Here is a 14,433-nt window from a genome sequence, read left to right on the forward strand (position 1 = left end):
CCAACTGTTTCGTCAGTTTGCCCCACCGACATATGCAGGGAGAGCAGTTGACCCGAGTGAAGCTTTCCAATCAAGCAGGACACATTCTTCATGGTTAAGAAGAGGAAATACGGTTTGATTTTATTAAGTGATATGCTTATCTTTGGCGTTAGTAACTTAACGCGAGAGCATGATTGTTTCGTTTGGCTCCAAAGAGACAGAAAAAATTTGGCAAGGGGAGCGAGTCAGGTGTTTGCCAGTTGAAATCCAAGTGATAGCAAGAAGGAAGTTGAGAATGATTAACAATTCATTGAATATAATGGATTTAAGGGTTCCTCCAGCAAATCGTCTTGAAAAGCTTTTGGGTAAAAACAAAGATTTTTACAGCATCCGGATTAACGATCAATGGAGAATCGTTTTTAAATGGACTGATGGAAATGCCTCCGAAGCAAAAATTATCGACTATCACTGAAATGAACGAACTGAGAAATATTCATCCGGGAGAGGTCTTGATGGAAGAGTTTTTAATTCCATTGGAGATTTCGGCATACAGACTTTCCAAAGATATCGGGATACCTCAAACCCGGATATCCGAAATAGTGAAAGGAAAGAGGCGTGTTACAGCCGATACAGCATTGCGTCTATCTCAATATTTTGGGAATTCTGCCAAGTTCTGGTTAGGTCTTCAGGATGACTATGACATCGAGGAGGGAATGCAGATCAAAAGAGCAGACATCAACTCAATCTTGCGCTACAAAAGCAACGTAGCATAATAATAAGTCATCAAAGGTAGTACAAGCCCGACGCCCGTGCAGGCCGGGAAACAATGGCTTGCACGGGTGACTGAAAGGGCGGCTCTTATTTGGCGGTGTGTACTTCGCTGTAGGTTTTCAGCCCAAGTCCATAGAGGTGGATAAAGCCTGCTGCAGCCTTGTGGTTGAAGGTGTCGGATTCGGTGTAGGTGGCAAGCTCCTCGTTGTAGAGCGAGTAAGGTGAGTTGCGACCCAGCAGGGAGACTCCACCCTTGTAGAGCTTCAGGCGGACAAGACCGGTCACCGGATTCTGTGTTTCATCCACAAAGGCATCGAGCGCTTTTCTCATCGGCGAGAACCAGAGTCCGTTATAGATGATGTTTGCGTAGTCCTGGCTGATGTTCTTTTTGTACTGGAAGACCGATTTTTCGAGTGTAAGGCGTTCGAGTTCGCGATGTGCGAAGTGCAGGATGGTTGCTGCCGGGGCTTCGTAGATTTCACGTGACTTGATGCCGACAACACGGTTTTCGATCATGTCGAGGCGTCCGACGCCATTGGCTGCGCCGATCTCGTTGAGGCGGATAATGAGGTCAAGGCCGCTCATCTTTTTGCCGTCAAGGGAGACGGGAATACCTTTTTCAAATTCGATTTCAACAACTGCCGGAGTGTTTGGCGCATTTTCCGGTGATGTGGTGATCTGGTAGGCATCTTCGGGAGGGGCAACCATCGGATCTTCAAGCACGCCGCATTCGATGCTGATTCCCCAGATGTTCTCGTCAATGGAGTAGGGGTTTTTCTTGGTAGCAGAGACCTGGATGTTGTGCTCAAGGGCGTAGGCAATTTCCGATTCCCTTGAGGTGAACTCCCATTCACGCAGGGGAGCAAGTACCTTGAGGTGGGGGGCAAGTGAGGCAAAGGTCACTTCAAAGCGTACCTGGTCGTTTCCTTTTCCTGTGCAGCCGTGGGCGAGCATGGTGCATCCTTCGGCGAGGGCGGTATCGACAATCGCTTTTGCAAGCAGGGGGCGTCCAAGTGCGGTAGCAAGCGGGTAGACATCTTCATAGAGGGCTCCGGCCTTGAGCGCACGCCAGATGTACTCTTCAACAAACTCCTTGCGCAGGTCAAGAAACTGGAATTTTGAGGCTCCTGTGGCGATTGCTTTTGATTCAAGGTTTTCGATCTCTTTCTGCTGGCCGAGATTGCCGGTGACGGCAACGATTTCAGCATCATATTTGTCTTTCAGCCATTTGATCATGATGGAGGTATCGAGTCCACCGGAATAGGCTATTGCAATTTTTTCCTTGCTCATGGGATGTTGTGAATTATCAGTTTTTGGAAAGATTTTTATGAATATATGATTTCAATGCCGAAATGTTCAGCACTGAGGAGGGAATAACAAGAACGGTGTCATCTCCGGCAATGGTGCCAAGGATGAGCGGGCTTTTGAGTTGGTCAAGCCAGGAGCCGACGCCATGTGCCCTGCCCGGCAGGGTCATGATAATGATGCTGGTTTCATTGGCGTTGACGGATAGTACTTCGACACCAACAAGACCCTTGATAATCTTGTCTGGATCGTCATCAGGCAGAAGCATTTTGAAGTTTCCGTTCGTTCGTGAACGGATGATGCCGAGTTCGGCGCAGTCTCGTGAAAGGGTGGCCTGGGCAACTCTCATTCCTGAATCATGGAGCAGTTGCAAAAGATCATGCTGATTTCCCACACTGTTTTGATGAAGAATTTCCCTGATCTTCAATTGTCGTGCATATTTGTTCATTGTCGGTTCACTCTTCAGCTCCTGATTTTTTTTGCTGCATTTAAAAGGCGGTGGGTAAGGTGGAATTTTCTGTACTCTTCGTGATTCAGCAATTTGACCAGTAGGGCTTTCTGCACATGCAGGCGATTCTCGGCTTCATCGAGGATGATGGAGCGAGGCCCGTCCATTACCTCCGCGCTTATCTCCTGTCCACGGTGTGCAGGCATGCAGTGCATCACGACTGCTCCCGGTTTTGCTTCTGCAAGCAGGGCGCTGTTGATCTGAAAGGGGGAGAATATTCTGAGGCGCTCTTCTATTTCGGTCTCCCGGCCCATGCTGGTCCAGACATCGGTATAGAGCACATCGGCGTTTGCGGCAGCCTCTTTTGGATCATGCAGTACCTCAATGCGGCTGATACCCTTTTGGCGGGCAGCTTCAAGGAGGCCCTGGTCTGGAGTGTACCCTTCCGGGCAGGCCAGTACAAAGTGAAAGGGGAGGAGTCCGGCCAGCTCTATCCAGGAATTGGCTACATTATTGCCGTCGCCGACAAAAACAACCTTTATTCCCTCATGCCAGAGCGACTTTTCGTAGAGAGTAAAGGCATCGGCAAGTATCTGGCAGGGGTGCGACAGATCGGTCAGTGCATTGATAACCGGGATGGTGGCGTGCTCCGCAACTCCTTCGATGATGGCGTGCTCGTGCAGGCGGGCAACAATGGCATCATTGTAGCGGGAGAGCAGTTGTGCTACATCCTGTACCGATTCACGTGTTCCAAGACCGATTGCCTGGCCATCAAGGTTGATGGCATATCCTCCGAGTTCATGGATACCCAGCTCAAAGGAGACCCTTGTTCTGAGTGAGGGCTTGCTGAAGATCATGGCAACGGTTTTATCGCGCAGCGGAAGAAAACCGGATACAGCAGAGCTTTCCATCCTCTTTTTTTTCATGAAGAGGGAGTAGTCGAACAACTCGATAATTTTACCGCCATCAAGCTGTGAAAAACCGAGAAAATCACGTTTTGCAGGGACTTTCCTTATTTGAACATCTTCCATTTCATTACCTGTTTTGTGATTGATCACTGTCCTGCTCTGCAATAAACTGGGTTCCTACTCCTTCGTGAGTGAATATTTCAAGCAGGAGCGAATGTGTTGCCTTCCCATCAATCAGATGAATTTTTCCGACTCCACTGTCGAGTGTTTTGAATGCTGAAAGAACCTTCGGGATCATGCCTCCGGAAATGATTCCCTGTTCGATAAAGTCAGCCGCCTCCGTCTTGCAGATGGTTTTCAGGATTCTCTCGCCTACATGAATCCCTTCGACATCACTGACGTAGATGAGCTTTTCAGCTTTCAGGGCAATGGCGATACTGCTTGCGGCATCATCAGCATTGATGTTGTAAACATTCCCCTTGTCGTCGAATCCTATGGGAGCGATAACAGGAATCAGTCCTGCCCGACAGAGCAGGTCGATATAGGCGGTGTTGATCTGCTCCACCTCTCCGACCAGGCCAAGGGTTTCGGCGTTCGGGTGGGGAAGAGCTTTGATGGTATCGGCATCAAGGCCGGTAACCCCCACAGCCTTGCCGCCATGTTCGCTGATCAATTGCACAATATCCTGGTTGACCTTACCGGCAAGAGTCATCTGGATAACCGAGATCATCTCCTTGTCCGTAACTCTTCGTCCATGCAGAAATCGTGACGTGATTCCAAGTTTTTCGGCCGTTTTTGTGATGGCGTCACCTCCGCCATGCACCAAAACAATCCTGATGCCGACTTTACGCAGAAGGGTGACATTCTGGGCAAAACTGTTTTTGAGACAGGCGTCCTTCATGGCTGCGCCGCCATACTTGATTACAAAGGTCTTGCCTTCAAATTTGCGGATATAGGGTAGCGCTTCAATAAGTACAGGCCCTATGGCAGCATGGGGGGCCTTTCTTACCTGATTCAGTTCATTGCACGGTAACTTGTCCATTGCGGAAAAATTGCTCCTGATGATGGTTTAAGGGATCTGTCAGCTTCTGTAGCTGCCATTGATATCGACATACTCTTTGCTCAAGTCGCAGCTCCACACGGTTGCTTGTCCAGGGCCGCTGCCAAGACGAAGCGTGATGGTATAGGACTCTTTTGCCATGATTTCCGATGCCGCTGTTTCAGAGTAATTGGCAATAAACCCTGGTTTAAGAAGAGAGAGATTGTCAAAATGAAGTTCAAGCTCTTCCTGATGAAAGAATGCTCCGGAGCGACCCGCAGCAGCAACAATTCTTCCCCAGTTGGGATCTTCACCATGAATAGCCGTTTTAACAAGACTTGACTGAGCTATGGTTCTGGCTGCAAGCTCTGCATCCCGGTCATCAACGGCACCTTCAACCGTAATGGTAACCAGTTTTGTGGCTCCCTCTCCGTCGATGACAATGAGCTTGGCAAGAAAGGTCATCAGCGCTTCGAGCGCTTCGCAAAAAAGAGAGAAATCCTTGCTTTCAGCCATGATTACAGGGCCGGTACCGCTGGCAAGAATGGAGACCATATCGTTCGTGCTGGTATCGCCGTCAACGGTAATGGCGTTGAAACTCTTGCGGTTTGCACCTTTCAGCGCTTTCTGAAGCAGGGCTGGAGCGATAGAGGCATCCGTTGCCAGAATGGCGAGCATGGTTGCCATGTTCGGGCAAATCATGCCGGAGCCCTTGGCTATGCCACTCAAGCGAACGGTGCCGCCTGAAAGCTGAAGCTCCAGGGTGAAAAATTTCGGAAAGGTATCGGTGGTCATGATGGCCTGGGCTGCATCGATACCCGATTCACGCTGCAGTGCGGAGGGAAGGATAGAAATTGCGCCAAGAACCCTCTCCATCGGCAGAAGCTGGCCAATAACACCGGTAGAGGCAACCAGTACCTCTTCAGGCCGGATGAGCAGTTCCCGTGCAACGGCTTGCGCCATGGCCCGCGAGTCATCCATTCCTTTTTCTCCGGTTGCTGCATTGGCGTTGCCACTATTACAGACAATGGCCCGAATTGAGGAAGGGGAGCACTGCAGATGCTTGCGTGAAAGTGTTACCGGAGCTGCACAGCAGAGGTTCGTCGTGAAGAGTGCAGCAGCGCTTGCGGGTGCATCCGCGACCAGCAGCATCAGATCTTTTCGCTCATACCGTATGGCGGCAGAAACTGCGCCCGCTGAAAAACCGGCAGGCCAGAATCCATGTGTCCCGTCCGATTCCGCCGACATGGGGGTAACCGATACCGGCCAGGGAGTTACGGCCGAAAGCTTGCGAATAACGTTAAGCCCTTTAGAGAGTTTCTCCAATGCAGTATGAGGATGTTAAATGTTTGAAAATCAAAAGGATAACCCGGTTTTTTCATTCATGCCAAGCATAAGGTTCATATTCTGGATGGCCTGTCCGGCAGCGCCCTTCAGAAGATTATCAATTGCGGTCACGATGATCAGTGTACCGTTTGCTGTTGCATGAGCAATATGGATATCACAAAAATTTGTATGGGCAACATGTCGGACTTCGGTCATGGTGTCACGAACCCTGACAAAGGGGGCCTCTTTGTAAAACTCTTTATAAAGCGCCTTGATCTGTTCGGCCTCTGCAGGATTTTCAAGGTTAACGGTAAGGATGCTGTAAATACCCCGCACCAGAGAGCCGATCATCGGTGTAAAGGTAAAATCAAACGATGGAGTGGTGACAGAGGTGCCAAGAGTCTGCATGATTTCAGGGATATGCTGATGCAAACCGACCTTGTATGCCCGGATATTTTCACTCATCTCCGAAAACGATAACTCGGTCTTGCTGCTTCGACCAGCTCCGGAAATACCCGATGTTGAGGTGCAATTGATTCCGCGAACGTTGATTGAGCTGTCATTGCCAAGAAGAAGCGGCGCAACACCAAGAATGATACTCGTGGCAAAACAACCGGGATTACTGATCGCCTTTGCCTTGATGATCTCTTCACGGAACAACTCCGACATCCCGTAAGTCATCACGGCCTCGGGAGACTTTTGCTGTTTATAGAACTGCTCGTGCTCAACCGTGCTTTTCAACCTGAAGTCGCCGGAAAGGTCGATCACGGTTTTTCCGGCCTTTACAAGGGGTGGCACCAGTTGCAGGGCCTCACCATGAGGCAGCGCAAGAAAGTAAACATCACTTTCACACTCTCCACCATAGGGCTTGTACACTTTGTCACTGGAGAGAAGAGGATAGAGCTCTGAAACAGCTTTGCCTGCCTGGGAAAAAGCATAAAGCTCCTGAAGCTCAACCCCCGGATGACGGAGCAGAAGCCTCGTCAGTTCAGCTCCAGAATAGCCTGAAGCTCCGATAATTGATACTGAATACATTGTCTGATACTCCGCTACAGGTGTCGCCATCCCGCTGATGTGCTTATAATAAGCGTTTTCAATAAAAAAAGATATGTTCCGGAATCAGTTGACCCGGAAGGCCGAAATATTAACCTTTTTTACGTGATTTTCAAGAATGCTGAATGTTTTTTTTCAGGATAGTAACATGGCGACTGTTTTTTATGGCAACATCTTTTTTCTCATTATCTTAGCCGTTAAGCTCCGAGAGCGTGCAGTCAGCATGATAAACAGAAAACAGGGATTGCCATGAAGAACATAGCCGTACAGAACCCCTTTTTCAGGATCATGGGTGGCCTGCTCTTTCTTGTTGCTGCGTTTTTATTGCTAAACTGTACCCAAAGCCCGGACAACGAAACCGCACGAAGCGGAAAGATGACTGTTGCGGTCGATCGGCAGCTTGAAGAGATTGCCGGAAGCCAGGCAGAGATGTTTAAGCGCTATTATCCCGACGCCAACATAACCCTGCTGCCTGACGCATCCGGAAAAAGTCTGAAGCATCTTCTTGATGGCACGGTGCGGGCAGCATTGATCAGTGGGGAACCTGAAGCTGCGGAAGATTCTCTTTTCAACAAACTGAAACGTCCGATTCGCCGCGAACCGGTCGCCCGTGATGCCATTGTCTGCATTGTCAACAGCCGTAATCCGGCTCTCATCTTCTCGATCAAAGAGCTTGGCACTCTTTTTTCAGAACAGGAGAAGAGAGTGGCGACCCCTCTGGTCAGAGCCGATGATTTTCGGCTTCTCTCTCTTCTGGCGGCAAAAACGGGGAAAAAGAGGTCTGAACTGCACCCCTGGTCGTGCAGCAGTGATGCTGAGCTGATCGAAAGGGTATCGGTCGACAGCCGTGCCGTCGGGCTGCTTTTTGGCTCTTCGCTCGACAAAGCACTCAAAGAGGGAAAGAGTGGCAGGAACATCAGGATACTCCCTCTTGCAAAAGAGAGTTCGGGCACTCCAGCCACTCTGCCAACTCAGCAAAATATCTTTGAAGGAGCCTATCCCCTTGTTACTGTAGTTTACTATGTATATTATTCCGGCGACGCACTTGCTGCCGGGTTTGGCTCATGGCTTGGCAGTGCAGGGCAGAAGGCATTCGAAAGAAGTTCTCTTGCCCCATACAGGCTTGTTGAAAGGACCATTATTTTGAAATAACTGTTATGATTGCCTGGCAGACCATTAAAAAAATTTCTCCGCTACAGGCAATTGTCTTTACCGGAACAATCAGTATTTGTATTGTTATAGCTGGTACTGCAGGTTTTTTTGTCACACAGCACACTCTGCTTGAAAAGGTGGAAAAAAAACAGGCATGTTATCTTGATCTGGTTGATTTCAGGGGTAAACTCATTGAGTTTGGACTTTTGCGCAATCAGGCAGAGCGGCTGAATGGCACAACAGAAGAGCAGGCAACCCAGGAAAGTGAGCATTTTGAAGTACTGCTTTTGATGTATGAAAAACTGCTCTCGGAGATGCATGATGCCGGTTTACAGCCTGTTGCCTCGATGTTGCTCACCAGAGAGAGTTGGCCGAAACTGCTTGCCGCATCAAACCTTGAACTGTTAAGGCTTGACCTTGAAAAAAGTATTGAAAAAGCCAAAATTGAATCACAGGATGCCTCAGTCAAACTTGTTGTCATCAACGAGTTTTTTCTGCTCTTTATTCTTGCTGTATTGCTCACAGTGAGTATCACAGCAGGATGGATGCTCCACAACAATTATCGCCAGACGCTGATCCCCCTTTCCCAGCTTGCAGGGCAATTAAAACTGCTCAATAGAAATATACCGGAGAGTATTCGGGATACCGCTGAAGAGATGAAAAAGGAGCTGACTGATGCGGAGTACTCCAGCGACATCACCCAGGTCACCCGCTCGATCATGAGCTTTTGCGGTGATATTGATGCGAAAAATAAAAAGCTTGATGAACTGCATATTCGGGATGAAAAAACCAATCTTTATAACTATCGCCATTTCAAAGAGCATCTGATTGTAGAGGTCGAACGCTCCAAACGCCAGAATGAAAAGGTCTCCCTTGCCATGATTGATATTGATTACTTCAAGCGATACAATGATGCCAATGGCCATCTTGCTGGTGACAGGGCACTGAAGGCGCTCGCCGATATTATCAGCACACAGTGCAGGGCATATGATGTTCCTTCAAGATTCGGTGGCGAAGAGTTTGCGATCCTGTTTCCCAAAACAGATACCGAGACAGCAAGTGAAATAGCCGAACGTCTTCGCAAGATTATCAGCCGGGAATCATTTCGGCAGCAACAACAGCAGCCTGCCGGAGAGCTGACGGTCAGTATCGGTGTTGCAACGTTTCCGGCTGATGCTGCTGACTGGCATAACCTGATCAACAATGCCGACAGGGCTCTCTACAAGGCAAAGTCAAACGGCAGAAACAAAGTGGTAACCTTTCTTTCCATGAATAGTCAAAAATCAGGAAAGCGGGATGAGGCCTGAGTTCTACATTGCGCGGCGCTTTGCATTCAAACAGCGATCGGCAACGAAACCGACCTTCATTGTCATGGTTGCCGTTATCGGCATCGCTGTGGGGACGGCAGCGCTTATTCTGACACTCTCAATTGTGAATGGATTCGCCAGCAGTGTGCAAAACAAGTTAATCAGTTTCAGTTCTCACCTGCAGATCCGCCATCCCGAAGAGCAACTTTTTCAGGAGCGCCGCACCGATCTTGCAAAAATTACAGGCCATCCAAACATTGCAAGCGCGTCACCCTTTCTGGAAAAAAGTTTTGTGCTCCGGAATCGCACAACAGGAGGCACTGAAAGCTGGCGAAGCAAACCGGTTGTTGTTAAAGGAGTGAGTGAAGAGCAAAAGAGCGTTTTTCTGAAAAAATTTCTTCGGGCGGGAACCCTCGACAGGCGAAATAATGGCGAAGGTATCGGACTCTACGCAGGCCAGACACTGGCTGAAAATCTTGATCTCCGGGTCGGAAAAAAAGTGATGCTTGTCGGACTGGGAAGCAATGCCTCAGGAGCAAAGCTTATTGCAGGCAACAAGAACATTGTGGATATGCTCTCTTCTCTCGACCTTGAAGTCGGCGTGATACGAGGCATCTACGACACTGGGCTTCAGGAGGGGTTTGATGATTTTGTCGTGATTGCCGATCTCAAGGAGCTTCAGGAGCGCTTTAATCCGTTGATGATCAGTGGCTATGATGCCAGTGTGCACAACCTCAATCAACTGCCGGAAACAGTGAAAGAGCTGCTCAATCTCCTTGGGTTTCCCTTCTACGGCTATACGGTGTTTGAGCGCTATGCCAATCTCTTTGAATGGCTGAAACTGCAGAAAAACATTACCCCCTTGCTGATTATCACGATCACCATTGTAGCGGTTTTCAACATCATCTCTACGCTTCTGGTGTTGATTATTGAAAAGACCCGCGAAATCGGTATGCTCAGCGCACTCGGGCTTGAACCCGGAAAAATAAGCGCCGTTTTTATGGCGCAGGCTTTTCTCGTCTCGCTTTCGGGAGTGATCACTGGCAACATTCTGGCCCTCTCGCTCACACTCTTCGAGCTGCGGTTTCATCTCATTACCCTTCCCGAAAAAAGCTACTTCATCAAATATGTTCCACTGCTGATTGAGCCGGTCGACTATGCCGTCGTCTCTGTTGCAGTGATGGCCCTTACCCTGCTTTTTGCCTTTATTCCGGCACGGATTGCTGCCTCACTGAAACCCGGTACCGCACTGGGGACTTAAACAAAATGTTATTTCCGCTGGTATGAAAACAGGTTTATGGATTGCACAACGCTTCAGTTTTGCCCGAAAACGGTTTCGGGTCATCAATATCATCTCAGCAATCAGTCTTGCAGGAATCGTTATTGGCGTAAGCACCCTCCTTGTGGTCATGAGTGTGCTGAACGGATTTCAGAAACTTGCACGCGACCTTTTCATCACCATCGACAGCCCAGCCCAACTGGTTCCCTTTGAGGGCAGAACCATGAAGATCTCCGAAAATCTCCTGCAATCGATACGATCCATTGAAGGCGTCGGATCGGCAGAGCCTTTTGCCGAAGGAGAGGCCATTCTTGCTACCAGAGAAAAAAGCGAACTGGTCGTTGTAAAAGGAATCAGCGATGCGGCTCAGCGCCGGTTGATGCGTCAGACCCACACATTGCGCCCCTTTTTTACCCCTGAAACCATAGCTGTCGGGGAGCTTTTAGCTTTCAGAACAAACCTTTATCCCTTCAGAGAGGTCAAAATTTTCAGTCCGGAACTGATCTCTCTTGGCCTTGAATCGCTCTCGGAGCCCTATCTTATACCGATGCTCGGTATTCCTGAAACCAGCGTCACATCGCTTTTTTCCCTTCAGAAATTGTTTGATGACCGCTATGTTCTCACCTCCGGCCTTTTCGCCCGGAAAATTCTGCTCATGGGCAGCGAAGAGTACTCAGGCATTGACATCAGGGGGAAAGAGGGCGTTTCAGGTGATGCCTTCAGCGAAAACCTCAGGAAGTGGCTGGCACAAAGTCCCCTGAAAACAAGCCTTCGGGTGCGCACCCTCGATGAAAAATACAGTAACATCTTCGCCGTCATGCAACTTGAAAAATGGGTGAGTTTCAGCGTTCTGATGCTCATTATTCTTGTCGCTGCCCTCAGCCTTACTGGAGCCCTCGCCATGACCGCCATCGACAAACAGCGTGAACTCTTCTATCTTCGCTGTCTCGGCATGGAAAAACCGCAGTTCATGGCCATCTTCATCATCCAGGGAGGAATGACCGGAATTGCAGGCACTGCCGCCGGAACCGTCATTGCATGGAGCCTCTGCAAACTCCAGGAGCTTTACGGCTTTGTGCAGCTTCCCTCAAAAAGCGCCTTTATCATCCAGGCCTACCCGGTCAACATGCAAACCGGCGATTTTATTGCCGTCAGCATCATGGCCATCCTGCTCTGTTTTCTGGTAAGCCTCTATCCTGCCCGAAAAGCAGCCCTGATTGCCAGAAGCCGCTCGCTCGATCTCAAGACAAACTGATCGTTACGGCAAGCGTAACCTCATGAAAACGGATTGAAATCGGCTTTTGATGCAAAACAGACCGGACAGCTCCACTGGCAGGAAACCTCTGCAAACGGGGTTCCTTCCTTGATCAGGCTTTCAGGATCACCTTCAGCGGGATCATAGAGATAACCGCACTCACGGCACATCCATGTTTCAGATTCACTCTTTTTCATGGATGTTTCATCGTCAAGTTGCATTCTGAAAACAACCATCTCCGAGCGTGAAAACCCTTTTGAAAGATAGAGTTGCTGTGCGACATCGTTGTCCCGATCCGTGAGGAGCGTTATACGCCCAAAGCCCTCCCTGCGGGCAAAATCCACAGCATGGTCGATCAGTTGCTTCCCGACTCCCTTGCCCCGATACGCAGGCGCCACAACCATATCCTCAAGCAGGGCAACTTTTTGGCCAAGAAAGGTGCTGACCGTAAAAAGGAGCATCACCATCCCCTGAATCTCGCCATCAATTTCAGAAACAAATATCCGTCCAAGCTCCGGATTGCGGGTAATCATGGCGAGCGCTCGCGACTGCGCCTCGGCGTCAGCCGTAAACTCATGTTCCTGGCTGAAAAGAATTCCAAGAAGCTCTGCGCATCTGGCTATATCGCTCTCTGTTGCCGTTCTTATTGAAGGTATCATGGTCAGTTCCTGCGGGTTGATACTACGTCTTAACCCAACTTCAGAATGGCGAAGATGGCTCCTGTCAGGAAGAAAAGGAAATCAGGGGGTGAAGGCAGTAATATGGCTTTAAAACTGTAAAAACAGCAATTTAACATTTCGTTCTGATTTCGCTCTGTCCGGGCGGCCTTTTTTGCCGTTTCCGCTTGCACCTACCACTGTATTCCCCTATACTTGTGGTTTCTTTTTTTACCCCTAACCGTACCTATCCATGGACGCATTCTGGCTTTCTCTTGTCATGATTTTTCTGGCTGAACTTGGCGATAAAACCCAGCTTGTTGCCCTGACGCTGGCAACCTGTTACAATACCAGTGTTGTATTATGGGGTATTTTCTGGGCAACTCTTGCCATTCACGTTTTTTCAGCCGGGATCGGCTGGTTCATCGGCGACAAGTTGCCAACGGAATGGATCAAGTTTGTTGCAGGTATTGCCTTCATTGCTTTCGGGTTCTGGACGCTTCGGGGTGATAGCCTTGATGAGGACGAGAAAAGCTGCAAAACCGGTATTAACCCCTTTTGGCTTGTATTCTCAACCTTCTTCATGGCGGAACTTGGCGACAAGACCATGCTCTCAACCATTACCCTTGCTTCAACCAATCCATTTTTTCCTGTCTGGATTGGTTCAACCATCGGCATGGTGCTTTCCGACGGGCTGGCAATTATTGCAGGAAAAATGCTCGGCGCCCGGCTGCCTGAGAACATCATCAAAATCGGTGCGGCGGTCATCTTTTTCCTCTTTGGGATTTTTAGTATGTACGAAGGCGGTTCGGGATTTGCTCTTGCCATATGGGGAGTTGCAGGAGCGTTTATTGCACTCACGGGCTATATCTTTCTTCGAAAACCTGCAAATACGGCATCATAAGGAGCAACACAATACCGGGCAGCTCAACAAACCAGCCCGGTATTGTCAATCTTGACTCTTGTGCTGCGGCCACTCTCCGTGTCGGGGAGGTGATGATTCTAACTCCTTGCTGACTTCGCTGAAGAGCTGTTGAAGAGAAACACCGCAACGCCGGCAACCATCATGACGAAACAAAGTACCTGCCCCATCGAAAAATTCAGAAATACAAAGCCGAGTTGAGAGTCCGGTTCACGAACGTATTCAATAAAAAAGCGGACAAATCCATAACCGAAAAGATAGGTGGCTGAAAGAAATCCGGGAAAAGGAGATTTTTTGCGCAGCAGCCAGAGGAGAATAAAAAGAACGATTCCTTCAAAAAAAGCTTCATAGAGCTGCGAAGGGTGGCGAAGTTCATAGGTAGGAGCAAGAGGGAAGTACATGCCGAGTGCGGAATCTGTCACCCTTCCGTAGAGTTCTCCGTTGATGAAATTGCCGAGACGGCCGAAGGTATACCCAAGAGGTATGGCTGGAATAAAGAGGTCAAAAGTTTCAAAAAAAGCTTTTTTCCGGGAAAGGGTAAAGGCCAGCAGGGCAAGAATAACTCCTATAACGCCGCCATGATAGGACATGCCGGTGATGCCAGCAAATCGACAACCTCCTCCAGGAACAGAGATCCAGGGAATAAGAGTACCAAGAGGATCGGCAAGAAAAGAACTCATGCCGTAAAAGAGAATATAGCCCAAGCGACCACCGAGTACAACGCCGATCATGGCCCAGGTCAGGGCGTCACCGACATAGGAACGCTCAAAAGGAAGCTTCTCATTCTGGATGCGATAGCGGCTCAACAGATAGACAACACCAAACGCGATGATGTACATCATACCATACCAGCGGATAGCGAACGCTCCGACAGAAAAGAGTACAGGATTCATCTGTGACGGTAACTGCTGCCACCAAAGCAAAAAATCATTCATAACGGTACTTTTTTTTTGAAACTGTTGTATCAATAATAAATTTAGTTAACTTAAAATCTTGCACTATTCTGTGCAGTGTTTCTACCCATTAACATAAA

At 48.9% G+C, this 14,433-nt stretch carries 15 protein-coding genes; 7 read left to right on the forward strand and 8 right to left on the reverse strand.

What is annotated here, in order from left to right; genetic code table 11:
• The first annotated feature begins 169 nt into the window (after positions 1-169).
• Both PPHA_RS06835 and PPHA_RS06840 read left to right on the forward strand, forming a co-directional pair.
• Positions 170-451: a type II toxin-antitoxin system RelE/ParE family toxin gene (locus tag PPHA_RS06835; RefSeq protein WP_012508130.1), complete on the forward strand. Its 282-nt coding sequence runs from the start codon at positions 170-172 to the stop codon at positions 449-451.
• Position 452: 1 nt separating this feature from the next.
• The gene (locus PPHA_RS06840) at positions 453-752 is read left to right on the forward strand and encodes a HigA family addiction module antitoxin (RefSeq protein WP_012508131.1); all 300 of its coding nucleotides are present in this window, start codon (positions 453-455) and stop codon (positions 750-752) included.
• Between the two features lie 85 nt (positions 753-837).
• On the opposite strand, the gene PPHA_RS06845 is transcribed toward PPHA_RS06840, so the two are convergent.
• The 6 genes from PPHA_RS06845 to argC are packed head-to-tail and all read right to left on the reverse strand — an operon-like array spanning position 838 to position 6,811.
• On the reverse strand, positions 838-2,040 hold the full coding sequence (locus PPHA_RS06845; protein WP_012508132.1) for an argininosuccinate synthase: 1,203 nt from the start codon (positions 2,038-2,040) through the stop codon (positions 838-840).
• A 16-nt stretch (positions 2,041-2,056) separates the two neighbouring features.
• Positions 2,057-2,503: an arginine repressor gene (locus tag PPHA_RS06850; protein WP_012508133.1), complete on the reverse strand. Its 447-nt coding sequence runs from the start codon at positions 2,501-2,503 to the stop codon at positions 2,057-2,059.
• Positions 2,504-2,517: 14 nt separating this feature from the next.
• Entirely contained in the window at positions 2,518-3,534 is a 1,017-nt protein-coding gene (gene argF / locus PPHA_RS06855; protein ID WP_012508134.1) for an ornithine carbamoyltransferase, read from the reverse strand.
• A 4-nt stretch (positions 3,535-3,538) separates the two neighbouring features.
• Positions 3,539-4,453: an acetylglutamate kinase gene (gene argB / locus PPHA_RS06860; protein WP_012508135.1), complete on the reverse strand. Its 915-nt coding sequence runs from the start codon at positions 4,451-4,453 to the stop codon at positions 3,539-3,541.
• 39 nt (positions 4,454-4,492) lie between these two features.
• Positions 4,493-5,776: a bifunctional glutamate N-acetyltransferase/amino-acid acetyltransferase ArgJ gene (gene argJ, locus PPHA_RS06865; protein ID WP_012508136.1), complete on the reverse strand. Its 1,284-nt coding sequence runs from the start codon at positions 5,774-5,776 to the stop codon at positions 4,493-4,495.
• A gap of 30 nt (positions 5,777-5,806) precedes the next feature.
• Complete coding sequence (gene argC, locus PPHA_RS06870; protein WP_012508137.1) at positions 5,807-6,811, reverse strand: N-acetyl-gamma-glutamyl-phosphate reductase; 1,005 nt, start codon at positions 6,809-6,811, stop codon at positions 5,807-5,809.
• Between the two features lie 267 nt (positions 6,812-7,078).
• Between argC and PPHA_RS06875 the strand changes: the two genes are divergently transcribed.
• From PPHA_RS06875 to PPHA_RS06890, 4 genes are read left to right on the forward strand one after another with little or no spacing between them, the layout of a single operon-like run.
• Positions 7,079-7,981 (forward strand): substrate-binding domain-containing protein, encoded by a 903-nt coding sequence (locus PPHA_RS06875; protein ID WP_012508139.1) that lies wholly within the window; start codon positions 7,079-7,081, stop codon positions 7,979-7,981.
• A 5-nt stretch (positions 7,982-7,986) separates the two neighbouring features.
• Positions 7,987-9,288, forward strand: a complete 1,302-nt coding sequence (locus PPHA_RS06880; RefSeq protein WP_012508140.1) for a GGDEF domain-containing protein — start codon at positions 7,987-7,989, stop codon at positions 9,286-9,288.
• Entirely contained in the window at positions 9,278-10,549 is a 1,272-nt protein-coding gene (locus tag PPHA_RS06885; protein ID WP_012508141.1) for an ABC transporter permease, read from the forward strand. The genes PPHA_RS06880 and PPHA_RS06885 overlap by 11 nt, the downstream gene beginning before the upstream one ends.
• 22 nt (positions 10,550-10,571) lie before the next feature.
• Positions 10,572-11,822, forward strand: coding sequence for an ABC transporter permease (locus PPHA_RS06890; protein ID WP_012508142.1), 1,251 nt, complete (start codon positions 10,572-10,574; stop codon positions 11,820-11,822).
• A 20-nt stretch (positions 11,823-11,842) separates the two neighbouring features.
• Here the strand turns inward: PPHA_RS06890 and PPHA_RS14580 are convergent, their stop codons facing one another.
• A complete protein-coding gene (locus tag PPHA_RS14580) occupies positions 11,843-12,481 on the reverse strand; it encodes a GNAT family N-acetyltransferase (RefSeq protein ID WP_012508143.1) in 639 nt (212 codons plus the stop codon).
• Between the two features lie 250 nt (positions 12,482-12,731).
• On the opposite strand from PPHA_RS14580, the gene PPHA_RS06900 reads away from it, so the two are divergent.
• Positions 12,732-13,382 (forward strand): TMEM165/GDT1 family protein, encoded by a 651-nt coding sequence (locus tag PPHA_RS06900; RefSeq protein ID WP_012508144.1) that lies wholly within the window; start codon positions 12,732-12,734, stop codon positions 13,380-13,382.
• Between the two features lie 98 nt (positions 13,383-13,480).
• Here the strand turns inward: PPHA_RS06900 and lgt are convergent, their stop codons facing one another.
• The gene (lgt, locus tag PPHA_RS06905; protein WP_012508145.1) at positions 13,481-14,335 is read right to left on the reverse strand and encodes a prolipoprotein diacylglyceryl transferase; all 855 of its coding nucleotides are present in this window, start codon (positions 14,333-14,335) and stop codon (positions 13,481-13,483) included.
• Between the last annotated feature and the right edge of the window lie 98 nt (positions 14,336-14,433).

The sequence above is a fragment of the Pelodictyon phaeoclathratiforme BU-1 genome (assembly GCF_000020645.1).
Classification (GTDB): Bacteria; Bacteroidota; Chlorobiia; order Chlorobiales; family Chlorobiaceae; genus Chlorobium; species Chlorobium phaeoclathratiforme.